At 70.9% G+C, this 21,630-nt stretch carries 21 protein-coding genes; 15 read left to right on the plus strand and 6 right to left on the minus strand.

Features of this window, described 5'->3' with window-relative positions; translation table 11 throughout:
* Window positions 1-14: 14 nt before the first annotated feature.
* From IE275_RS32890 to IE275_RS32935, 10 genes are all read left to right on the plus strand, one after another.
* On the plus strand, window positions 15-404 hold the full coding sequence (locus tag IE275_RS32890; protein WP_189715944.1) for a hypothetical protein: 390 nt from the start codon (window positions 15-17) through the stop codon (window positions 402-404).
* Window positions 405-455: 51 nt separating this feature from the next.
* Complete coding sequence (locus tag IE275_RS32895; protein WP_189715945.1) at window positions 456-1,796, plus strand: ABC transporter substrate-binding protein; 1,341 nt, start codon at window positions 456-458, stop codon at window positions 1,794-1,796.
* Window positions 1,797-1,898: 102 nt separating this feature from the next.
* Entirely contained in the window at window positions 1,899-2,696 is a 798-nt protein-coding gene (locus IE275_RS32900) for a rhamnogalacturonan acetylesterase (RefSeq protein ID WP_189715947.1), read from the plus strand.
* An 18-nt stretch (window positions 2,697-2,714) separates the two neighbouring features.
* The gene (locus IE275_RS32905) at window positions 2,715-4,031 is read left to right on the plus strand and encodes a pectate lyase family protein (protein WP_189715949.1); all 1,317 of its coding nucleotides are present in this window, start codon (window positions 2,715-2,717) and stop codon (window positions 4,029-4,031) included.
* An 80-nt stretch (window positions 4,032-4,111) separates the two neighbouring features.
* Window positions 4,112-5,230 (plus strand): pectinesterase family protein, encoded by a 1,119-nt coding sequence (locus tag IE275_RS32910; RefSeq protein WP_189715950.1) that lies wholly within the window; start codon window positions 4,112-4,114, stop codon window positions 5,228-5,230.
* 1 nt (window position 5,231) lies between these two features.
* Window positions 5,232-6,266, plus strand: a complete 1,035-nt coding sequence (locus tag IE275_RS32915; protein WP_189715952.1) for a pectinesterase family protein — start codon at window positions 5,232-5,234, stop codon at window positions 6,264-6,266.
* A complete protein-coding gene (locus IE275_RS32920; protein WP_189715954.1) occupies window positions 6,253-7,458 on the plus strand; it encodes a dienelactone hydrolase family protein in 1,206 nt (401 codons plus the stop codon). Before IE275_RS32915 ends, IE275_RS32920 begins: the two co-directional genes overlap by 14 nt.
* Before the next feature lie 35 nt (window positions 7,459-7,493).
* On the plus strand, window positions 7,494-8,606 hold the full coding sequence (locus IE275_RS32925; protein WP_189715956.1) for a right-handed parallel beta-helix repeat-containing protein: 1,113 nt from the start codon (window positions 7,494-7,496) through the stop codon (window positions 8,604-8,606).
* Window positions 8,607-8,693: 87 nt separating this feature from the next.
* Entirely contained in the window at window positions 8,694-9,491 is a 798-nt protein-coding gene (locus IE275_RS32930) for an HAD family acid phosphatase (RefSeq protein ID WP_189715958.1), read from the plus strand.
* A gap of 153 nt (window positions 9,492-9,644) precedes the next feature.
* The gene (locus IE275_RS32935) at window positions 9,645-10,799 is read left to right on the plus strand and encodes a right-handed parallel beta-helix repeat-containing protein (protein WP_189715960.1); all 1,155 of its coding nucleotides are present in this window, start codon (window positions 9,645-9,647) and stop codon (window positions 10,797-10,799) included.
* 83 nt (window positions 10,800-10,882) lie between these two features.
* Here IE275_RS32935 and IE275_RS32940 read toward each other — a convergent pair whose 3' ends face one another.
* The 3 genes from IE275_RS32940 to IE275_RS32950 all read right to left on the minus strand — a co-directional run bounded on the left by IE275_RS32940 (window position 10,883) and on the right by IE275_RS32950 (window position 13,300).
* Window positions 10,883-11,713, minus strand: coding sequence for a pectate lyase (locus IE275_RS32940; protein WP_189715962.1), 831 nt, complete (start codon window positions 11,711-11,713; stop codon window positions 10,883-10,885).
* A 130-nt stretch (window positions 11,714-11,843) separates the two neighbouring features.
* Complete coding sequence (locus tag IE275_RS32945; RefSeq protein ID WP_189715964.1) at window positions 11,844-12,740, minus strand: hypothetical protein; 897 nt, start codon at window positions 12,738-12,740, stop codon at window positions 11,844-11,846.
* A complete protein-coding gene (locus IE275_RS32950) occupies window positions 12,737-13,300 on the minus strand; it encodes a SigE family RNA polymerase sigma factor (RefSeq protein WP_189715966.1) in 564 nt (187 codons plus the stop codon). The genes IE275_RS32945 and IE275_RS32950 overlap by 4 nt, the downstream gene beginning before the upstream one ends.
* Window positions 13,301-13,580: 280 nt before the next feature.
* Between IE275_RS32950 and IE275_RS32955 the strand changes: the two genes are divergently transcribed.
* Window positions 13,581-15,038 (plus strand): NCS2 family permease, encoded by a 1,458-nt coding sequence (locus tag IE275_RS32955; RefSeq protein WP_189715968.1) that lies wholly within the window; start codon window positions 13,581-13,583, stop codon window positions 15,036-15,038.
* Window positions 15,039-15,087: 49 nt separating this feature from the next.
* On the opposite strand, the gene IE275_RS32960 is transcribed toward IE275_RS32955, so the two are convergent.
* From IE275_RS32960 to IE275_RS32970, 3 genes are all read right to left on the minus strand, one after another.
* Window positions 15,088-16,542, minus strand: a complete 1,455-nt coding sequence (locus tag IE275_RS32960) for a peptidoglycan D,D-transpeptidase FtsI family protein (protein ID WP_189715970.1) — start codon at window positions 16,540-16,542, stop codon at window positions 15,088-15,090.
* An 80-nt stretch (window positions 16,543-16,622) separates the two neighbouring features.
* A complete protein-coding gene (locus IE275_RS32965; protein WP_189715972.1) occupies window positions 16,623-17,093 on the minus strand; it encodes a GNAT family N-acetyltransferase in 471 nt (156 codons plus the stop codon).
* Window positions 17,094-17,159: 66 nt separating this feature from the next.
* Complete coding sequence (locus IE275_RS32970) at window positions 17,160-17,933, minus strand: IclR family transcriptional regulator (protein WP_189715974.1); 774 nt, start codon at window positions 17,931-17,933, stop codon at window positions 17,160-17,162.
* Between the two features lie 110 nt (window positions 17,934-18,043).
* Between IE275_RS32970 and IE275_RS32975 the strand changes: the two genes are divergently transcribed.
* The 4 genes from IE275_RS32975 (at window position 18,044) to IE275_RS32990 (ending at window position 21,595) form a co-directional block, all read left to right on the plus strand.
* Window positions 18,044-19,573 carry an aldehyde dehydrogenase (NADP(+)) gene (locus IE275_RS32975; protein WP_189715976.1) on the plus strand — a complete coding sequence of 510 codons (1,530 nt, stop codon included), beginning with the start codon at window positions 18,044-18,046 and terminating at the stop codon, window positions 19,571-19,573.
* Window positions 19,574-19,629: 56 nt separating this feature from the next.
* Window positions 19,630-20,238 carry a DUF1349 domain-containing protein gene (locus IE275_RS32980; protein WP_189715978.1) on the plus strand — a complete coding sequence of 203 codons (609 nt, stop codon included), beginning with the start codon at window positions 19,630-19,632 and terminating at the stop codon, window positions 20,236-20,238.
* Between the two features lie 43 nt (window positions 20,239-20,281).
* Entirely contained in the window at window positions 20,282-20,800 is a 519-nt protein-coding gene (locus IE275_RS32985) for a GNAT family N-acetyltransferase (RefSeq protein WP_189715980.1), read from the plus strand.
* Window positions 20,801-20,878: 78 nt separating this feature from the next.
* Complete coding sequence (locus tag IE275_RS32990) at window positions 20,879-21,595, plus strand: DsbA family oxidoreductase (protein ID WP_189715982.1); 717 nt, start codon at window positions 20,879-20,881, stop codon at window positions 21,593-21,595.
* The last annotated feature ends 35 nt before the right edge of the window (window positions 21,596-21,630 follow it).

Here is a 21,630-nt window from a genome sequence, read left to right on the forward strand (position 1 = left end):
TGTGGGGAGCCGCAATGACGCACTTCCGTAGCAAGCGCTTGCCGAGAGTCGGTGTCGAGCGGTCGGTGATCCGGCCGCCGGGCCGGGGGTCCGCCACCGACGGCGGCCGTCCGACGGCCGCTTCGGCCCGGACGGGCACCCCGTACGGGTTCCTGATCGCCCACGCGAAGGTCGTCGGTGACGCGCCCGACCGGTCCTTGCACCCGGGCCGACCCCGTCACCCCGGCGGTGGACCGGAGGCGGTCCCCCCGGCGCTGGTCCGGGACACCGATCCGCCGGCGGCCGTGACGTCGCCGTGCACCGGCACGAGCGGGTTCTCGTGGCGCGACGCGCGGTCGTGCACGGTCGCCGGCCGCCCCGCGGGCGTGGACGGCCGGGCGCCGTACGCCCGCTCCTCCCACTGACCCCCCACAACTTCATATCTCCGTTGGATCCAGACGAAGAGAGCCGACCACATGAAGAGCAGCATCCGCAGAAGCAGGCGCGCCGCCCTGGCCGTCGCCCTGGGCTCCGTGCTCGCGCTGACCGCCACCGCCTGCGGCGACGACGGCAGCGGCAGCGCGGGGGACAAGGGCAATGAGGGCTCGGGCAAGGGCGAGATCACCTTCTGGGACAACAACGGCGGTGTCCGCACCGACATCTGGAAGGAGATCATCGCCGACTTCGAGAAGGCGAACCCGGACATCAAGGTCAAGTACGTCGGGATCCCCGCCGCGAGCGCCCAGTCCAAGTACGACACCGCCATCCAGGGCGGCGGCCTGCCCGACGTCGGCGGTGTGGGCACCGCGATGCTCGCCGAGGTCGCGGTCCAGGGCGCCCTCGAACCGCTGGACGGCAAGCTGGACAAGAGCGAGCTGAAGGGGGTGCTGAGCGAGAACCTGGTGGCGAGCAGCCGGGCGGCGGGCGGCGGCGAGGAGCTGTACCAGATCCCGACCTCGTCCAACAACGGCACCCTGTGGTACCGCACCGACCTGTTCGAGAAGGCCGGCCTGGAGGCCCCGACCACCTGGACGAAGTTCTACGAGGCCGCCGACAAGCTCACGGACAAGGACAAGAACGCGTTCGGGTTCACCATCCGCGGCGGCGAGGGCTCCATCGCACCGGCCCTGGACGCGGCGTACAGCCAGACCGGCATCGACACCTTCTGGAACGGCGACACGACCACCGTCAACGACCCGAAGATCGTCGCGGCGCTGGAGAAGTACGTCGCCCTGTACAAGAAGGACACCCCGTCCGCCGACGTCAACAACGACTTCACCAAGATGGTCGCCCAGTGGGACAGCGGCACCATCGGCATGCTGAGCCACAACCTCGGTTCCTACCAGGACCACCTCAAGGCGCTGGGCGCGGACAAGTTCCGGGGCATCCCGAGCCCGACCCGGGACGACGGCAGCCGGGTGCAGATCTCCAACCCGGTCGACGGCCTGAGCGTCTTCAAGTCCAGCAAGAACAAGGCGGCCGCCTGGAAGTTCGTGGAGTTCGCCGTCTCGCACGCGGAGAACTCCAAGTACAACGAGTCCGCGGGGCAGATCCCGGCGAACACCGAGGCCGCGCAGGACGGCTGGATCCAGCAGGCGGAGGCGACGAAGCTGGCGGCGGAGGCGCTGAACGGGGCCGGCACCAAGATCGTGCAGCTGCCGTACTACCTGCCGGACTGGAACACGATCTCCAAGGCCGACAACGAGCCGAACTTCCAGAAGGTGCTGCTCGGCAAGATGAGCGCGAAGGACTTCCTGGACACGCTGGCCGAGCAGCTGAACGCGGCGCAGGCCGACTGGAAGAAGAACCACGGGTAGTTCGGGCGGTTTCGGTGTGCGGGGCGACTGCGGGCAGGCTGCCGCCGGTCGCGCAGTTCCCCGCGCCCCCCAAGGACAAAAGACTTCGAGAGGCGCACGTTCGTGTCCCTTACCCGTAGACAGGTCACCTCGGCGGCGCTCGCCGCCCTTCCGCTCGGCGCGACGGCCGCCGGGCCCGCCCGGGCCGGTGCGCGCCGGCCCCGTACGCTCTACCTCGCCGGTGACTCCACCGCGGCCCAGAAGTACTCCGACGCCGCGCCCGAGACCGGGTGGGGCATGGCGCTCCCGTTCTTCCTGCACGGCGACCGGCCGGTCGCCAACCACGCGGTGAACGGGCGCAGTTCCAAGAGTTTCGTCGACGAGGGCCGGCTCGACGCCGTCCTCGCGGCCCTGCGGCCGGGGGACTTCCTCCTCGTGCAGTTCGCGCACAACGACGAGAAGACCACCGACCCCACCCGCTACACCGAGCCGTGGACGACGTACCAGGACCATCTGCGGCTGTACATCGCCGGCGCCCGGGCCAAGGGGGCGCGGCCGGTCCTCGCCACGCCGGTCGAGCGCCGCAGGTTCGACGCCGAGGGGAACGCGGTGCCGACGCACGGCGAGTACCCCGCCGCGATGCGGGCGCTCGCCGCGCAGGAGCGGGTGGCGCTGCTCGACCTCCAGGCCCTGTCGCTCGCGCTGTGGCAGGAGCTGGGTGTCGAGGAGACCAAGACCTACTTCAACTGGACCGGGTCCGAGCAGGACAACACGCATTTCAATCCGCCGGGTGCGATCGCCGTGGCGCGGCTCGTCGCGCGGGAGCTGCTGCGCTCGCGGGTGCTCGGACCGCGTGACGTGGTCCGGCTGCACGACGAGATCCCCACGTCCTGGATCACCTGGCCCGAGCCGCTGTCGTAATCAGAGGAGACCCGCACAGTGCGTACACAGATATGTCATGCACGCGTCATAGCTGCCCTGGTGGGATGCACCGCCCTGGTGCTGTCCGTCACCGGTACCGCCTCCGCCGCCCCCGGCGCCTCCCGCGACCCGGGCCGCCAGGTCCTGCCCGCGAACGACGGCTGGGCCTCGCAGGGGAGCGGGACGACGGGCGGTTCGGCGGCGGACGCCGCACACGTCCACACCGTCACCACCTGGGCCGAGTTCAAGGCCGCCCTCGCCGCCGGCGGCTCCGCACCGAAGATCATCAAGGTGAAGGGCGTGATCGACGCCGTCGCCGAGGGCTGCGACTCCTTCGCCGCTCCCGGCTACGACTTCGACGACTACCTCACGGCGTACGCCCCCGAGACCTGGGGGCTGGACACCGACCTCGCCGCCGAGCCCGACGACAGCCCCGAAGGGCTGCGGCGCGCCTCCGCCGCCGCGCAGGACCAGGCCATCAAGGCGAACGTCCCCGCCAACACCACCATCGTGGGCGTGGGACGCGACGCCGGATTCAAGGGCGTCAGCCTCCAGATCAAGGCCGTCGACAATGTGATCATCCGCAACCTGTCCTTCGAGTCGCCCATCGACTGCTTCCCGCAGTGGGACCCGACCGACGGCGCCACCGGCAACTGGAACTCCGAGTACGACACCGCCGTCGTCTACGGCTCCACCCATGTCTGGCTGGACCACAACACCTTCACCGACGGATCCCACCCCGACAGCGCCGCGCCGACCTACTTCGGGATGCTCTACCAGCAGCACGACGGCGAACTGGACATCGTCCGGGGCGCCGACTACGTGACCGCGTCCTGGAACGTCTTCACCGAGCACGACAAGACGATCCTGATCGGCAACAGCGACAGCGAGTCGACGGCCGTCGGCGACCGCGGGCACCTGAAGGTGACCTTCCACCACAACCTGTTCTCCGGCCTGGTCGAGCGCGCGCCCCGGGTCCGCTTCGGACAGGTCGACTCCTACAACAACCACTTCGTCGCGAACGGCGACTACTCCTACAGCTTCGGCGTCGGCAAGGAGTCCCGACTCGTCGCCGAGCACAACGCGTTCACGCTGCCCGAGGGGGTCAGCGCGGCCAAGGTGTTCAAGCGGTGGAACGTCTCCCCGGTGACCGCCGCGAACAACTACGTCAACGGCACGCCCACCGACCTGATCGCCGTGCACAACGCGGAGATCCCCGCCGAGACCCTGGAGTCCGGCGCCGGCTGGACACCCACCCTGCGCACCAAGGTCGACCCCGTGAAGTCGGTCCCCCGGATCGTCGACTGCGGCGCGGGCGCGGGCCGCCTGGGCTGATCCACCCTCCCCCTACGACGGCCGGGGCGGCGCCCCGCTCCGCCCCGGCCACCCCCTCAGCCTCGCCAAGGAGCACCCGCATGCCCTCCCACCCTTCGAGAAGGCGGTTCCTCGCCGCGACCGCGGGGACGGCCACCGCGCTCGGCCTCGCCGCCGTACCCGCGCACGCGGGCACCGGCGGGCGCCGCCCGTTCGGCCGCTTCGGTTCCCCGGCCGCCCGCCGCACCCCGCGGACCCTGTACGTCGACCCGCTCGGCCGGGGCGACCACCCCACCGTCCGCGACGCCGTCGCCGCCGCCACCGGCAGCGGCTGGACCCTCGTCCTCGCCCCCGGCACCTACCGCGAGACCGTCGTCCTCGACGCCACCCGCACCGAGGCCACCTGGATCGGTGCCTCCGAGAACCCCCGCGACGTCGTCGTCGTGTACGACAACGCGGCCGGCACCCCCAAGCCCGGCGGCGGCACCTACGGCACCACCGGCTCGGCCACCACCACCGTGCAGGCCGACGGCTTCACCGCCCGCTGGATCACCTTCGCCAACGACTGGCTGCGCGCCGACCATCCGGAGATCACCGGCACCCAGGCCGTCGCCGTCAAGGTCCAGGGCGACCGCTCCGCCTTCCACCACTGTCGCTTCCTCGGTCACCAGGACACCCTGTACGCCGACTCGATCGCCCTCACCGCCTTCGCCCGGCAGTACTACGCGCACTGCTACACCGAAGGAGACGTCGACTTCGTCTTCGGCCGGGCCACCGCGGTCCACGAGCACTGCCACTTCCACACCCTGGACCGCACCGACCTGGCCGCCGCGCCCTACGGCTTCGTCTTCGCGCCCTCCACGGCCGGCGCCAACCCGTTCGGCCACCTGGTGACCCGCAGCCGGATCAGCGGTGCGGCCCCGGACGCCTTCTACAAGCTGGCCCGCCCCTGGGTCCCCAGCTCCGACCCCACCGCCCGCCCGAGCCTCGTCGTCCGCGACACCCACCTGGGACCCGGCATCGACGCGGCCGCGCCCTACACCGACATGTCGGCCTCCTTCCCCTGGCAGAACCAGCGGTTCGCCGAGTACCGCAACGTCGGGCCGGGAGCCGAGATCACCGTCCCCCAGAACCGCCCCCAACTCACCGCCCTCCAGGCCGAATCGGCGACCCGTGCCGCCTACCTGGGCGACTGGGAGCCCTGGAAGGAGGAGTGCTGACATGCGCCGCCGCGCCCTTCTCGCCGGCCTCACCGGCGCCGCCCTGACCGGGGCGGCCCCGGCCCACGCCCGCACCCACGCACGCCGCGTCCTGCACGTCCGCCCCGGCGACTCGGTCCAGGCGGCCGTGGACGCGGTCGACGGCCCCGGCTGGACGATCGTCGTGCACCCGGGGACGTACCGGGAGGTCGTCGCCGTTCCCGCGGAGAAGAGCGGGCTGACCCTGCGGGGTGCCGACCGCGACCCGCGCGCCGCGGTCATCGTCTTCGACAACGCGGGCGGGACGCAGCGGCCCGACGGTTCGGGCACCTACGGCACCGCGGGCTCCGCCACCTTCACCTCCGCCGCCCCCGGCCTCACCGTCCGCGATCTCACCCTGGCCAACGACTGGCTGCGCGCCGACCACCCGGAGATCACCGGCACCCAGGCGGTCGCCGCCCGTGTCACCGGCGACCGCACGCACTTCGACCACGTCCGGCTCCTGGCCCACCAGGACACCCTCTTCGCCGACACCACCGCGCTGGACGCCTTCGACCGGCAGTACTTCCACCGCTGCTACATCGAGGGAGACGTCGACTTCGTCTTCGGGCGGGCCCGGGCCGTCTTCGACACCTGCCACTTCCACACCCTCCAGCGGGACGTGACCTTCACCCCCAAGGGCATGGTCTTCGCGCCCGCCACCGCCCGCGCCAACCCCTACGGCTTCCTCGCGGTGCGCGGCCGGATCACCTCCGCCGCCGAGGACGGGGCGTACAAGATCGCCCGGCCCTGGGTCCCGTCGTACGAGACGACCGCCTGGCCCTCGCTGGTCGTACGGGACACCTGGATCGGCTCCGGGACCGACGCCGTGGCCCCCTACACGAACATGCGGGACGCCTATCCCTGGCAGACCATGCGCTTTCGCGAGTACGCCAACTCCGGGCCCGGCTCGGTGATCTCGGTGCCGGAGAACCGGCCGCAGCTGACCGGCGCGGAGGCGGCCATCCACACCCGGCGGACGTATCTCGGGGACTGGAGGCCGTATGGGCGCCCCTGACCCGGGGGTGGGGCGGCGGGCGTTCGTGGCCGGAGCCGGAGCCGCGCTCCTGACCGGGGCCGTCACCCCCGCCGACGCGCGGGCGGCCGGCGGGGAGGGACCGGCGGCCGCCGCGGACGGGCCGACGGCCGTCGTGGAAGGGCCACTGCCGGACTTCCATCCCGCGCTCAGAGCCGAGCTGACCTTCCCCCTGGCCTGGGGAAAGTCCCCGATCCGCGACTTCCGCGCCTGGCGGCGGGCGGCCCGCGCCAAGGTCGAGGAACTGCTGGTCGTCGGATCGCAGGACCGGACGCCGTACGCCCCCGAGTTCACCGACCGACGCCGACAGGACGGCTACACGAGCGAGTTGGTGACACTCGCCCTCACCCGCCACGAACGCGTCCGCGCCGCGCTCCTCACCCCGGACGGCCCCGGCCCCTTCCCGGCCGTACTGCTCCTGCACGACCACGGGGCGAAGTTCGACATCGGGAAGGAGAAGCTGGTCCGGCCCTGGTACGACGACACCCGGCTCGCCTCCGCGCAGGGCTGGGCGCAGCGGTACTTCAGCGGACGGTTCGTCGGCGACGAGCTGGCCCGGCGGGGGTATGTCGTGCTGTGCGCGGACGCCCTCGGCTGGGGCGACCGCGGGCCCCTCGCCTACGACCAGCAGCAGGCCCTCGCCTCCAACTTCTTCAACCTCGGCTCCTCGCTCGCCGGACTCATGGCCCGGGAGGACGCCCGGGCCGCCGGATTCCTGGCCGGCCTCGACCGGGTCGACCGGGGCCGGGTCGCGGCCGTCGGGTTCTCCATGGGCGCCTTCCGCGCCTGGCAGGCGGCGGCGCTCAACGACGACCTCGCCGCCGCGGCGGCCGTCTGCTGGATGACCGGCCTCAAGGAAATGATGGTGCCCGGCAACAACACCCTGCGCGGGCAGTCCTCTTACCACCTGCTTCATCCCGGGCTTCCCCGGTTCCTCGACTTCCCCGACGTGGCGAGCATCGCCGCACCCAGGCCGATGCTGTTCTTCGACGGCGGGCTCGACCCGCTGTTCCCCGCCGACGGTGTCCTCACCGCCCACGAGAAGCTGCGGGCCGTCTGGCGCTCGCGTCACGCCGAGGAGCGGTTGCACCTGAAGAGCTGGCCCGACCTCGGCCATGTCTTCGTCGACCGCATGCAGGACGAGGTCTTCGACTGGCTGGACTGCGTCCTGTGAACCCTCCCCTTCCGTACGAGAAAGGACCGCACTCCATGTCTCGTCGTACCGCTCTCACCGCACTCGCCGCCCTCACCCTGGGCGCCGGACTCGCCGTCCTCCCGACCCAGGCGCAGGCCGCAACCGTGGTGGTCAGCAACTCCACCGACCTGTCGAACGCCATCAAGAACGCCACCGCTGGCACCGTCATCCAGGTCCGCGCCGGCACCTACTACCCGACGGCCACCCTCCAGTCCACGGCCAACGGCACTTCCTCGTCGCCCGTCACCCTCACCGCGTACGGCTCGGAGACCGTGAAGATCGACGGCTCGTCCCTCCCCGACGGCGACTGGATCTTCAAGCTCACCGCCGACTACTGGAACGTCTCCAACATCACCTTCCAGAACTCCCCGGACAGCGCGGTCGTCTGCCAGTCCTGCACCGGAACGGTCTGGAACAACATCAAGACCATCAACGGCGGCGACTCCGGCTTCACCCTCACCGGGGACGGCACGGTCAACAACACCGTCAGGAACATCGACTCCTACGGTCACTACGACGCGGCGGGCCACGGCGAGAACGCCGACGGCATCGCCGTGAAGTACGGCTCCGGCAGCGGAAACCTCATCACCGGCGCCCGCCTCTACAACAACTCGGACGACGGTCTGGACTTCTGGTCCTTCTCCTCCCCGGTCACCGTCGAGCACACCTGGGCCTTCGGCAACGGCGTCAACCGCTGGTCCGACTCCGCCTTCGCGGGCGACGGCAACGGCTACAAGCTGGGCGGCGACGGCGAGGTCGTCGCGCACGTCGTCAACAACTCGGCCGCCTGGGGCAACGCCGGGAACGGATTCACCGAGAACTCCAACACCGGCGCGATCGTCCTCAATCGCACCACCGCCTACGCCAACAGCAAGTGGGGCTACTACTTCGCCACCGGCTCCGCCCGCCTGGGCAAGAACCTGGCGGTGAGCAATGGCAGCGGCCTGGTCAGCAAGGGCTCTTCGGTCGTCTCGGCCGGCAACAACTGGGACTCCGGCATCTCCACCCCCGCCTTCAGGTCGACGGACGCCTCCACGACGTACAACGCCCGCAGCTCCAGCGGCACCCTGCCGACCACCACGTTCCTGACGACGGGGTCGACGACGATCGGGGCGACGATGGACTGACCCGCAGCAGGCCTTTCCGGGTGCTTGACCCGTTTTTTGCCCGACGGGTCTCGCGCCCGACGAGGTGACGCGCGTAGAACACCTGTCATGCATAAGACACTACGCATCGCGGCCATCGGTGCCGCCTGCGCCGTCGCCGGTGCCGCGCTCTACGGCGCCGGCGCGGCCACGGCCGGCCAGTCCACGGCCAACTCCACCCACGAGCCCTACAACATCGGGCTCCTGGTGAAGGACATCGACACCTACTACGGCACCACGGCCGACGCGGCCGGTGTCTACCAGGCGTCGCCGACGAGCCCGTACGCCAAGGATCTCGCCGCGCTCGACAAGGCCGCGAAGAAGTACATCGACCAGGCGGCCCGCAAGGCCCACCACCGGGGCGAGAAGCCCGCGGTCGTCTTCGACATCGACGACACGCTGCTGCTCAGCCTCGACTACGAGAAGAAGACCAACTACACCTACAACTCGACCACGTGGGCCGACTACGTGGCCAAGGCGGACCGTCCGGCCGTCTTCGGCAGCCCCGAGCTGGTGCGCTACGCCACGTCCAAGGGCGTCGAGGTGTTCTACAACTCGGGCCTGAAGGAGTCGCAGCGCGCGGCGGCCGTCGAGAACCTGAAGAAGGTCGGCGCCGACGTGAACCTCGACGCCGCCCATGTGTTCCTCAAGGACGCGGCGAGCCCGCCGTCCTACCTGAGCGCCTGCGCGACCCCGGGCACCTGGACCTGCACCACCGTGCAGTACAAGTCCGGCACCCGCAAGCACATCGAGGACGACCTCGGGTACGAGATCATCGCCAACTTCGGCGACCAGTACTCCGACCTCGACGGCGGCTACGCCGACCGCACGTACAAGCTGCCGAACCCGACGTACTTCGTCAGCTGACGTTCCGTACGGTCCGAAGAGGGTTGCCGTCCCGGGCACTTTCGCCGGGGCGGCAACCCTTTTCGGCCATGGTGGCGACTGGTGGGCAGAAACGGGCCGGGGCGGCCCCTCCGGCCCGTTTCGGTCCCCTCACCCCACCGAAAGGAACGCCCCGTGCGTTTGAGCACCGGACGGCACCGCAGGACCCGCACCCTCTCGATCGCCGCCGCGGTGGCGGTGGCCGCGGGGGCGGGCGGTGTCTTCCTCGGCCTGTCGAACGGCGGCGCCCAGGCCGCCTCCTCGACGGTCACCGTCTCCACCACCGCACAGCTGGAGTCGGCCGTGAAGAACGCGGTCGCCGGCACCCTGATCCAGGTCCGCGCCGGCACCTACTACCCGACGGCCACCCTGAAGTCGACCGCGAGCGGCACCCCGACGAGCCGGATCACCCTCCAGGCCCACGGCGCCGAGAAGGTACGGATCGACGGCTCGAAGCTGGCCGCCGGCTCCTGGCTCGCCGGGATCTACGGCAGCCACTGGACCGTGCAGAACCTCACCTTCCAGAACTCCCCGGCCCAGGGATTCGTCGTCACCTCGTCCACCGGCGGGATCTTCAAGAACCTGGTCACGGCGGACAACGGCGACTCCGGGTTCACCCTGCGAGGCGACCACACCGTCGGCAACCTCGTGCAGAACCTGGACAGTCACGGCAACTACGACGCCGCCGGCCACGGCCAGAACGCGGACGGCATCGCCGTCAAGTTCGGCTCCGGATCGGGCAACCGGATCACCGGCGCCCGCCTGTACGACAACTCCGACGACGGCCTCGACCTGTGGCAGTTCTCCACGCCGGTCAGGATCGAGCACTCCTGGGCCTTCGGCAACGGCGAGAACCGCTGGAGCGACCCCGCCTTCGAGGGCAACGGCAACGGCTTCAAGCTGGGCGGCGGGGGTGTCGCGGTCGCGCATGTCGTCAACGACAACGCCGCCTGGGACAACACGCTGAACGGGTTCACCGAGAACTCCAACACCGGCGCGATCGTCCTCCACCGCAACACCGCCTACACGAACGCCCAGGCGGGGTTCTACTTCGCCACGGGCAAGGCCCGGCTGGCCCGCAACCTCGCGGTGGGCAACAAGGGCGGCTCGTCGAAGCCGGGGCCGTCGACGGTCTCCGCCGCGAACAACTGGGACGCCGCGGTGGCCACGCCCCCCTTCGTCTCGACGGACGCGACCACGGCGTACGGCGCCCGCGAGGCGGACGGATCGCTCCCGGCCACCACGTTCCTGACCACGGGCTCGACGGCCATCGGCTCGACGATGAGCTAGGAGAGACGCGAAACGCCCCCGCCGGTGAGCAACGGCGGGGGCGTTCTGCCGACCGGAGAGGGGCTCCGGCCAGCAGGTCCACATCACGTGTACGTGATGTCAGAGGAAGAGAACTTGCAGGTGGTTCCGTCCGCGCCGGTACCGATTTCGGTGGGCTCCTTGCCGGTGTCGTTGCCCTTGAAGCGCACGCAGGTCCTGACCTTCTTCTTCGGGTCGCCCTGGATGCGGATCTTCGACATCGTGACGGTGTCGCCGAAGTTGGCGTTGACACCGGCGATCACCTTCAGCGGTGCCACGACGTCGATGTCGCTCAGCACGATCGTGCGCTTGAACTGCTTCTTGCAGTTGCCGCAGGACCGCACCAGCTTGCCGGAGTTCTCCACCCGGAAACCGGTCACGACCAGCCTGCCGGCGCCGTTGAACTGGAGCACCTTGTCGGAGCCGTTCTTCGCGCCACCGCCGATGACCTTGTAGACGGCCGACGACGACGTGCCCTTGAAGCTCGCCGCGTCCTCGCCGACGTCCAGCCACCACACGTTCTGGAGCGTGCAGGAACCCTTGCAGTGGACGCCGTCCGCGCCCGGCGTCCCGATGATCACGTTCTTCAGGACGGCACCGTCGGCCAGCTCGAAGATCGGGTCCTGGCCCTCGTCCTGGCCGCTGCCGCCCAGCTCGCCCTTGCCGGAGAACTTCGTCAGCTTGCCGTCGTAGGTGCCCGACACCTTGATCGTCGAGGCCACGGCCTTGCTGCCGCTCGCCGTCGGCCAGACGGACGCGGCGCCCGCCGGCGACAGCAGCGTCGTGGTGACGATCGCCGCGCCGGTGATGCCGAGCGCGGTGGAACCCGCGATCAGCGCCCGTCGCCGGGTGACCCTGCGGCGGTGGCGGACGGGCGGCTGTGCTGAAGCAGTCATGTGCCGATTCCTCAACTGGGTGGTGACTCTTGCGCCTTGTGGTCGCCACCGGTGGGGAAAGGGTTGCCGCTGTTACGGAAGTTTTCCGCGAGCCGAGACCGAGCCGGGTCCCGGCCGGGTCCGGGGCCGGCTACGAGTCGGCGGCGGCGTCGGCGTCGTGGGCGGTGAAACCGCCGCCCAGGGAACGGGCTCTGCCGTCCGACTCGCCCGCGATCACATAGCGGTCGGCGGCGGCGTCACGGCCTCCGCGATCGTGGTCGTACTGCCCGGCGAACACCCACTCGCCCGCGGGGACCGTACGGCCCTCCTTGAGCACCCAGGTGTACACCAGCAGGTCGTCCCGCTCGGTGACGGTGAGGGTGAAGTCGTCCTCGGGCAGGGAGCGCCAGGCGCCGGCCGACGACACCCCGCCGGTCTGGGCGATCTTCAGCTGCACGGTGAGTGCGGTGACCGGCTGCTTCGCCTTCAGGGTGACATTGCTCTGGGCCCAGAAGTCGTTGCTGTGCGGATCCACGGAGCCGTCCGACCAGAGCGGGCCGTCGTCGTCGTCGGCGTTGTCCGGCAGCAGCGTGACGGCCGGCGCGGAGGGCGTCGACCCGGTGGAGGGCGTCGGGGATCCGCTCGGCCGGACCGGTTCCCGGGTGCCGGCGCCGCCGCCGGAACTCGGCGTGGCCTTCGGCGAGGCCGGCGGACGGCTCGTCGCGTCCGGGGACTCCGCAGGCGGAGACGAGACGGCGACCGTCTGCGGCGACGGGGTGTCGTCCTTCACCGCGGAGGCCACCGCGTAGCCGCCGGCCGCGAGCATGCCCGCGACCGCGGCCGTCGCGCCCACGATCCGGGCCCAGCCCCACACCAGCGGGCGGGTCGCCCGGTGGTCGCGCCGGTCGTGCCGGGCGGCCCGGTCATCGGGGTGCCCGGCCATGCCGCGCTCGACCCGCGCCAGGATGCGGGCCCGGTCGGGTTCGTACGCCTCGGCCGACTCGTGCAGCCGGGCACGCAGTTCGTCGTGCACGTCCCGCTGCATCATCGGTTCCTTCCCGAGGCCTCGCCGGTGCGTGCCATCGCATGTACCTTCAGCGGCGTTCCCTTGGCGCCGAGCAGCTTCTGCAACTCGGCCATCCCCTTGGAGGTCTGGCTCTTCACCGTACCCACCGAGATCCCCAGGGCGAGCGCGGTGTCCTTCTCCGAGAGGTCGAAGGCGTGCCGCAGCACCACGCAGGCCCGTTTGCGGAAGGGGAGTCTACGCAGTGCCGACTGGACGTCCACCACGCCCGCCACGTCGGGGTTCTCCGTCTTCTCCTCGCGCTGCGACCAGAACAGGGCGATCCTGCGGCGCTCACGGACGGCGCTGCGGATACGGGTGCGGGCCAGATTGGCGACGACGCCTCGGGCGTACGCCACCGGATGGTCGGCCGCGCGCACCCGGTCCCAGCGGTTCCACAGCGCCAGCAGGGCGTCCGCCGCCAGGTCGTCGGCGGCGTCGGCCTCGCCGGTCAGCAGGTGGGCGAGGCGGGCCAGTTCGGCGTAGTGGCGGTCGAAGAAGGCATGGAATTCCACGGAGGCGGCGTCGTCGACGACTGTGCCCACGGGTGACCTCTTCTCGGTGCGGCTCGGCACCGGCGGGGGAGCCGGCTGTGCGTGTCATGTGAATGACATGGGGATGTCCCGGGGAGGAGGCGGGACGAGATCCGGAAGCGTAGCAGTGCCCTGTCGCCCGGATTTGTACGGGGGTTCGAACGCCGTGTGGTGGGCCGACCGGTTGGCGGCCCGATTCCGTAACACGGCGAAAACCTGAAGACGGTTCAACACAGGAACAATCCAGCCAGCATCCGCACACCGATCAGCAGGCAGCAAGGAGCGACACGTCATGTCCGAGACGAAGCAGGCGGCCGACCGCGCGAGCGCACCGCCACCGGCGGTGAACAGCGTCGACCGGTTCTTCAGGATCTCCGAACGGGGCTCCACCTTCGGCCGGGAGATACGCGGCGGCCTCGCCACGTTCTTCACGATGGCCTACATCCTTGTCCTGAATCCCCTCATCCTCGGCAGCGCGAAGGACAAGTACGGCCACTCGCTCGACTTCGTCCAACTCACCACCGCCACCGCCCTGGTGGCCGCCGTGATGACGATCATCATGGGCGTCGGCGGCAACCTGCCGCTCGCGCTCGCCGCCGGCCTCGGCCTGAACGCGGTCGTCGCTTTCCAGATCGCCCCGCTGATGAGCTGGGACGACGCGATGGGCCTCGTCGTCCTCGAAGGCCTGCTGATCTGCGCTCTGGTGGTGACCGGGCTGCGCGAGGCCGTCATGCACGCCATCCCGCAGCCGCTCAAGCAGGCGATCAGTGTCGGCATCGGCCTGTTCATCGCGTTCATCGGCTTCGTCGACGCCGGGTTCGTCAGCCGGATCCCGGACGCGGCGGGCACCACCGTGCCGGTCCAGCTCGGCGGCACCGGCACCCTCGCCGGCTGGCCGGTCCTCGTGTTCTGCCTCGGTGTGCTGCTGACCGTCGGACTGCTCGCCCGCAAGGTCAAGGGCGCCATCCTCATCAGCATCGTGACCATGACGGTGCTCGCGATCGTCATCGACTCGATCGCCGACATCAAGTCCTGGGGCCTGACCACGCCGTCCTGGCCCGACAAGATCGTCGACACCCCCGACTTCGGGCTGATCGGTCACTTCAGCCTGTTCGGCGCCTTCGGCGCGCCGGGGGTCGGCGTGATCACCGTCGTCCTGCTGATCTTCACGCTGGTCCTGTCGGACTTCTTCGACACCATGGGCACGGTCGTCGGCATCAGCGCCGAGGCCGGGCTGCTCGACGAGGAGGGCAAGGTCCCGAACCTCGGCCGGGTGCTGCTCATCGACGGGGCGGCGGCGGTGGCCGGCGGTGCGGCCTCGTCCTCCTCCGCGACCTCCTACATCGAGTCCGCGGCCGGTGTCGGCGAGGGGTCGCGCACCGGCTTCTCCAACCTGGTCACCGGCGGGCTCTTCGCGCTCGCCCTGTTCCTGACGCCGGTCCTCACCATCGTCCCGCTGCAGGCGGCCGCGCCGGCCCTGGTCGCCGTCGGCTTCCTGATGATGACCCAGGTCAAGAACATCGACTGGGACAAGTACGAGATCGCCGTCCCGGCGTTCCTCACCATCGCCGTGATGCCGTTCACCTACTCGATCACCAACGGCATCGGCGCGGGCTTCGTCGCCTACGTCGTGATCAAGACGGTCCTCGGCAAGGCCAAGGAGGTCCACTGGCTGCTGTGGACGGCGTCCGCGCTGTTCCTGGTGTACTTCGCGATCGACCCGATCGAGCAGATCCTCGGCGTCAAGTGACGTCAGGGGGCGGCTTCCTCGAAGCCGCCCCCGCCCACGCCCGCGGTGCCTACGAGAGCGCCGCCTTCATCATCGCCCTGGCGACCGGCGCGGCCAGCCCGTTGCCGCTGACCTCCGACCGTGCCGCGTCCGACTGCTCGACGACGACCGCCACGGCGACCTGCTCGCCCGAGGAGTCGGACGTCCCGTAGGAGGTGAACCAGGCGTACGGCGCCTTGCTGTTGTTCTCGCCGTTCTGGGCCGTGCCCGTCTTGCCGCCCACGGTGACGCCGTCGATCAGCGCGTTCGTGCCCGTGCCCTTCTCCACGACCGTCCGCATCGCCGACCGCAGCTGCTCGGCGGTGGCCGAGCTGACGATCCGTGAGGTGGACGCCTCGTCGTCGTAGTCCTTCAGCACGTCGCCGCCGCCGTCGGTGATCTGGGAGACCATGTGCGGCGAGACCAGCTTGCCGTCGTTGGCGAGGGCGGCGGACACCATCGCCATCTGGAGCGGCGTCGCGGTCACGTCGAACTGGCCGATGCCGGTCAGGGCGGTGGACGACTCGTCCATGCCGGAGGGGTACACGCTCGCGTACGCCCGCACCGGCACATCCAGACTGTCGTCGTCGAAGCCGAACTTCTCGGCCATCGCCTTCAGCTTGTCCTGCCCGAGCTGGACCGCCATGTGCGCGAAGACGTTGTTGCAGGAGTACTGGAGCGCGACCCGGATCGTGGCGTCCTCGCAGGGCGCGGACGTGTTCTCGTTCTTCAGGACCGTGCGGGTGCCCGGCAGGGTGTAGGGGTCCTCGCTGTCCGTCTTCTCGTCCACCGACGCGTACAGCCCGTCCTCCAGCGCGGCCGCGGCCACCACCAGCTTGAACGTGGAACCCGGTGCCAGCGGCTGGCGCAGCGCCCGGTTGGTCAGCGGCTTGTCGGAGTCCGCGGTGAGCTTCTTCCAGGCGGCCCCGGCGGTGTTGGCGTCGGTCAGCGACGCGGGGTCGTACGACGGCGTCGAGACGACCGCGAGGATCTTGCCGGTCGCCGGGTCGATCGCGACGGCCGCGCCCTTCTTGTCGCCCAGGGCGTCGTACGCCGCCTTCTGCACGGCCGGGTCGATCGTCGTGATCACGTCACCGGGGTCGGCGCGCTTGTCGGTGACCGTGTCCATCACGGTCTTCAGCCGGGTGTCCGTGCCGTTGAGCAGGCTCTGGTAGATGCCCTCCAGCTGGGTCGGGGCGTAGCTCTGCGAGGCGTAGCCCGTCACCGCCGCGTACAGCTCGCCGTCGGTGTAGGTGCGCTTGTATCTGAGGTCGCCGTTCGACGTGGCGGCCGAGCCGGTCACCGCCTTTCCGGCCACGATGATGTTCCCGAGCGGTGCCGCGTACGTCTCGATCGCGGTGCGCCGGTTGTCCTTGTCGTCCGCGAGCGCCTGACCTTCGTAGAACTGCACCCAGGTCGCCCGGATCAGCAGGGCGAACACCAGCAGCAGCGCGAAGACCGAGGCGCGCCTGATCGTCTTGTTCATTGCGATCAGGAAGACGAACGGACCGAGGCGAATCGTTCCGTCCGCCCGCTTTTCTCATCGTGTGTTCATCCGGGACCCGCTCAGGTCTCCAGCCGCAGCACGACCTCCTCGATCTCCGCCGCGCGCGCGTTCGCGTACCCGGCGGCCAGGGCGGTGGGGCGGAAGCCGCACTTCTCCAGGACGCGCAGGGACCCGGTGTTGTCGGCGGCGGCCCGGGCGAACAGCGGGCGCTCCGGGACCTCGGTCACCAGGGCGCGCAGCGCGGCCGTGGCGATGCCCCGGCCCCAGTACGCCCGGTCGATCCAGTACGTCACCTCGCGCTCGCCCGGCTCCCCGTACACCGCCGTGCTGCCCACCACGTCCCCGTCGGCGAGGATCGTGCGCAGGACGGCGGGCGAGGCGCGGATCTTTCTCCAGTGGGCGTCGAAGGCGTCCCGGTCGGCCGGGTCCTTCGGGGTGAACGCGGCCATCCGGAGGGACTCGGGATCGTTCATCTGCCGGTAGAACACCGGCAGATCGCTGTCGTGCACACGGCGGAGGGCGATCTGCATGGACCGAGCCTACGTCGGCCGGCCCCGGGTCCGGGGCCGCCGCCCCGAGCCCGGCACCGCCCGCTCTCAGAGCCGGCGCGTGGCCAGCGTCAGCCGGTCCCGCGCGTCGAACAGCGCGTCCTTCACCAGCTGCTCGTGCGCGGGCGTGAGCCGGGCCACCGGCACCGAGCAGCTGATCGCGTCCCGGGCCGGGGTGCGGTACGGGATCGCCACGCCGAAGCAGCGCAGACCGAGGGTGTTCTCCTCGCGGTCCACCGCGAAGCCCTGCTCGCGCACCTGGTGCAGCTCCTCGATGAGCTTCTCCCGGTCGGTGATCGTGTGCTCGGTCAGCGCCGGGAGCGTCTCCGGGAGCATCTTGCGCACCTGCTCGTCGCCGTAGGTGCTCAGCAGCGCCTTGCCCAGGGAGGTGGAGTGGGCCGGCAGCCGGCGGCCGACCCGGGTGAAGGGGCGCAGATAGTGCTGGGACTGGCGGGTGGCGAGGTAGACGACGTTGGTGCCGTCGAGCCGGGCCAGGTGGATGGTCTCGGTGGTGTCGTCCGAGAGCCGGTCCAGCGTGGGGCGGGCGGCCGCGACGACCTCGTCGCCGTCGATGTAGGACGTGCCGACGAGCAGCGCCCGCACGCCGATGCCGTACCGCGTGCCCGTCGCGTCCGTCTCCACCCAGCCGAGCTCCACCAGGGTGCGCAGCAGCATGTAGAGGCTGGACTTGGGATAACCGACGGCCTCCTGGACCGACGCGAGGGAGTGCATACCGGGGCGGCCGGCGAAGTATTCGAGCAGTTCAACCGTCCGCACCGCGGACTTGACCTGCGCTCCGCCCCCCGTCTCGCCAGCCGACATCGCCCTTGACCCCTTCGTTCGACGGGAAATACTCTCCACCATATTCACAATCAGAGACAACGTTCAGTATATCGAACGACCCTGATACACAGCACGTGGAGGGACCTGCGGTGGCAGCAGCACCAGTCTGGAGTGTCGACCCCCGAACCGGGAAGCAGCGGGAACAGGTTGCGGTGGAGGCCACGGCCCAGGAGGTGGACACCGTCGTGCGCGCCGCGCACGCCACGCGTGGCTCGCTCGCCGACCGCACCGTCCGCGCGGCCTTCCTGCGCACCGCCGCGGACCGTCTCGAAGGGGCCAAGGAACAGCTGGTCGAGGTGGCCGACGCCGAGACCGCGCTCGGCCCGGTCCGGCTGAACGGCGAACTCGCCCGCACCTGCTACCAGCTGCGCGCGTTCGCCGACATCGTGGACGAGGGCGCGTTCCTCGACGTGGTGATCAACCACCCCGACGACACCGCCACCCCGCCGATCCCGGACCTGCGCCGCTACAAGGTGCCGCTGGGCGTCGTCGCCGTCTACTCGGCCTCCAACTTCCCCTTCGCGTTCTCCGTCGCCGGCGGCGACACCGCGAGCGCGCTCGCGGCCGGAAACCCGGTCGTCGTCAAGAGCCACCCCGACCACCCGGGGCTGTCCGAGCTGGTCGCCAAGGTGCTGCGCACGGCCGCCGCCGAGCACGGCGTCCCGCAGGACGTGCTGGGCCTGGTCCACGGCTTCGAGGCCGGCGTCGAGCTGATCAAGCACCCGCTGGTGGCCGCGGCCGGCTTCACCGGGTCCGTCCGGGGCGGCCGCGCGCTGTTCGACGCGGCGGCGGCCCGGCCGGTACCGATCCCGTTCCACGGCGAGCTGGGGTCGTTGAACCCCGTCGTGGTGACCGAGGCGGCGGCCGTCGAGCGCGCGGAGGCCATCGGCGCCGGGCTCGCCGGGTCCATGACGCTGGGCGTCGGCCAGTTCTGCGTCAAGCCGGGCCTGGTCCTCGTCCCGTCCGGCGCGGCCGGTGACGGCCTGGTCAAGTCGCTCACGGACGCGGTCAGCGACACGGCCGCGGGCGTCCTGCTCGACCACCGGATGCGGGACAACTTCGTCGCCGGGGTCGCCGAACGCGCGGAGCTGGCCGACGTCGAGTCGCCGGTGACGCCCGGCGCGGGCGGCGAGCACACCGTCAGCCCGGGCTTCCTGACCGTGCCGGCGGGCCGGCTGGCCGCCGAGGGCGCCCACGACCTGCTCCTGGAGGAGTGCTTCGGGCCGGTCACCGTGGTGGCCCGCTACGAGGACGACGCCGAGGTGAAGGCCGTGCTGTCCCGGCTGCCGGGGAACCTCACGGCGACCGTCCAGCTGTCCGAGGGGGAGGCCGCGGGCGAGGGTCGCGGCGCGGACATCCTCGCCGAGCTGACGCCGCTCGCCGGGCGTGTGCTGGTCAACGGCTGGCCGACGGGCGTCGCGGTGGCGCCGGCCCAGCACCACGGCGGCCCGTACCCGGCGACCACGTCGACGTCCACGTCGGTGGGCGGCACGGCCATCGAGCGCTGGCTGCGGCCCGTCGTCTACCAGGGTGCCCCCGAGGCGCTGCTCCCGCCGGAGCTGCGTGACGACAACCCGCTCGGCCTGCCCCGGCGGTTCGACAACCACCTCGAACGCTGATCGGGCGGACGCCCCCCAGGGCCGCGAGGAGACGGGGAGCCTGGGAAACTCTGCGCATGGACGTCGAGCTTCCCGAGCTTTCCTTTCCCCTCCGTACGTATGGGCCCGACGGGCACTGGTCCTACGAGGACGGCGTGCTCACCGGGTGGGCCGGACCCCGGCAGGACCGGTTCGTGCCGCCCACCGGGGAGGCGCTGGAGTCCGCCGGTGACGCGCCGCGGCTGCTGGGGGCGCCCGAGGGGGACTTCCAGCTGATCGCCCGGGTCACCGTGGGCTTCACCCACGCCTTCGACGCGGGGGTGCTGTACGCCCACGTCGGCGAACACGCCTGGGCCAAGCTCTGCCTGGAGTACTCCCCGGACGTGCCCACCGTCTGCACGGTGGTCACCCGGGGACACTCCGACGACGCCAACTCCTTGACCGTGGACGGGAGTTCGGTCTGGCTGCGGATCAGCCGCACCGGCCGCGCCTTCGCCTTCCACGCCTCCCGGGACGGCCGGCGCTGGACCTTCGTCCGGCTGTTCACCCTGGGCACGGAGAAGGAGACCGGCGCCGCCCTGGTCGGGTTCATGGCCCAGTCGCCGATGGGCGAGGGCTGTGTGGTGACGTACGACCACATCGAGTTCCGGGACACCTGGCCCGACGACCTCAGGAACGGCAGCTGACTCGGGGCGGAACCGGACCGGCGGCCGGCACGTCCTCCGTTGCATGATCGGAGATCGCCCCGCCGAGGGCACCGTCATCCGCAGCGTCGTGCCCGCCGAGACGGGGGCCGTCATCTCGTTGCACGCGCGCGCCCGCGCGACCTACTACCCGGACGGGGTCCCGCAGGACGGCACCGACTGGGCCGCCGCGTGGCGCGCCGCCGTCGAGCGGCCCGACGGGCAGGTGCTGTGCGCCGTCCGGCAGGGCCGGATGGTCGCCCTGGCCTCCTTCCGGGTGCCGGAGGGGACCGCCGCGCACACGGTCAAGCTGTTCCAGTTCCATGTCGACCCCGACCACTGGCGCACCGGCCTCGGTACGGCCCTGCACACCGCCTGCGCGGAGCAGTGGCAGGCGGACGGGCGCCGCACCGCGGTGCTCGACGTGCACGCGGACAACCTTCGCGCCCAGGCCTTCTACGCACGTCAGGGCTGGGTCCCGGACCCGGAGCGGCCGCCCGTCGAGGGTGACCACCATCTCTTCCTGCGGTTCTCGGTGCCCGGGGGAATGAACCCCTCTGCTTGAACGTTCACTCACCCGGTGGAGGGAAGCCTCCGCGCGGAGGCAGTCTCCGCACCCGTACGAGCTGGAGAGAGCCGAGACATGCGCGTCGAGATCTGGAGCGACATCGCCTGCCCGTGGTGCTACGTGGGCAAGGCCCGCTTCGAGAAGGCGCTCGAGGCCTTCCCGCACCGCGACAAGGTCGAGGTGGTGCACCGGTCCTTCGAGCTGGACCCGGGCCGCGCCAAGGGCGACGTCCAGCCCGTGATCACGATGCTCACCAAGAAGTACGGCATGAGCGAGGCGCAGGCGCAGGCCGGCGAGGAGAACCTGGGCGCGCAGGCCGCCGCCGAGGGCCTCGACTACCGCACCCGCGACCGCGACCACGGCAACACCTTCGACCTGCACCGGCTGCTGCACCTCGCCAAGGAGCGGGGCAGGCAGGACGAGCTGATCCAGATCCTGTACCGGGCGAACTTCGCCGAGGAGCGGTCCCTCTTCACCGAGGGCGACGAGCGGCTCGTGGAACTGGCCGTCGAGGCCGGCCTGGACGCCGACGCCGTCCGCGCGGTGCTCGCCGACCCCGCCGCGTACGCCGACGAGGTCCGCGCCGACGAGCGCGAGGCCGCCGAGCTCGGTGCGAACGGCGTGCCCTTCTTCGTCCTCGACCGCGCCTACGGCGTCTCCGGCGCCCAGCCCGCCGAGGTCTTCGCCCAGGCACTCACCCAGGCCTGGGGCGACCGCTCCCCGCTCACGCTGATCGACGACGGCGGCGCGGAGGCCTGTGGCCCGGACGGGTGTGCCGTGCCTCAGCGCTGAGCGCCACGGAAACCGCAGGCCGGGGCCGATGTATA

Source organism: Streptomyces phaeofaciens (genome assembly GCF_014648915.1).
Taxonomy (GTDB): Bacteria; Actinomycetota; Actinomycetes; order Streptomycetales; family Streptomycetaceae; genus Streptomyces; species Streptomyces phaeofaciens.

Coding starts and splice junctions, on each gene's coding strand:
- IE275_RS32915 (WP_189715952.1), top strand. CDS start 5,232: ATGCGCCGCCGCGCCCTTCTCGCCGGCCTCACCGGCGCCGCCCTGACC.
- IE275_RS32970 (WP_189715974.1), bottom strand. CDS start 17,933: ATGTCGGCTGGCGAGACGGGGGGCGGAGCGCAGGTCAAGTCCGCGGTG.
- IE275_RS32940 (WP_189715962.1), bottom strand. CDS start 11,713: ATGACTGCTTCAGCACAGCCGCCCGTCCGCCACCGCCGCAGGGTCACC.
- IE275_RS32930 (WP_189715958.1), top strand. CDS start 8,694: ATGCATAAGACACTACGCATCGCGGCCATCGGTGCCGCCTGCGCCGTC.
- IE275_RS32920 (WP_189715954.1), top strand. CDS start 6,253: ATGGGCGCCCCTGACCCGGGGGTGGGGCGGCGGGCGTTCGTGGCCGGA.
- IE275_RS32890 (WP_189715944.1), top strand. CDS start 15: ATGACGCACTTCCGTAGCAAGCGCTTGCCGAGAGTCGGTGTCGAGCGG.
- IE275_RS32985 (WP_189715980.1), top strand. CDS start 20,282: ATGATCGGAGATCGCCCCGCCGAGGGCACCGTCATCCGCAGCGTCGTG.
- IE275_RS32925 (WP_189715956.1), top strand. CDS start 7,494: ATGTCTCGTCGTACCGCTCTCACCGCACTCGCCGCCCTCACCCTGGGC.
- IE275_RS32910 (WP_189715950.1), top strand. CDS start 4,112: ATGCCCTCCCACCCTTCGAGAAGGCGGTTCCTCGCCGCGACCGCGGGG.
- IE275_RS32895 (WP_189715945.1), top strand. CDS start 456: ATGAAGAGCAGCATCCGCAGAAGCAGGCGCGCCGCCCTGGCCGTCGCC.
- IE275_RS32955 (WP_189715968.1), top strand. CDS start 13,581: ATGTCCGAGACGAAGCAGGCGGCCGACCGCGCGAGCGCACCGCCACCG.
- IE275_RS32945 (WP_189715964.1), bottom strand. CDS start 12,740: ATGATGCAGCGGGACGTGCACGACGAACTGCGTGCCCGGCTGCACGAG.
- IE275_RS32960 (WP_189715970.1), bottom strand. CDS start 16,542: ATGAACAAGACGATCAGGCGCGCCTCGGTCTTCGCGCTGCTGCTGGTG.
- IE275_RS32965 (WP_189715972.1), bottom strand. CDS start 17,093: ATGCAGATCGCCCTCCGCCGTGTGCACGACAGCGATCTGCCGGTGTTC.
- IE275_RS32990 (WP_189715982.1), top strand. CDS start 20,879: ATGCGCGTCGAGATCTGGAGCGACATCGCCTGCCCGTGGTGCTACGTG.
- IE275_RS32980 (WP_189715978.1), top strand. CDS start 19,630: ATGGACGTCGAGCTTCCCGAGCTTTCCTTTCCCCTCCGTACGTATGGG.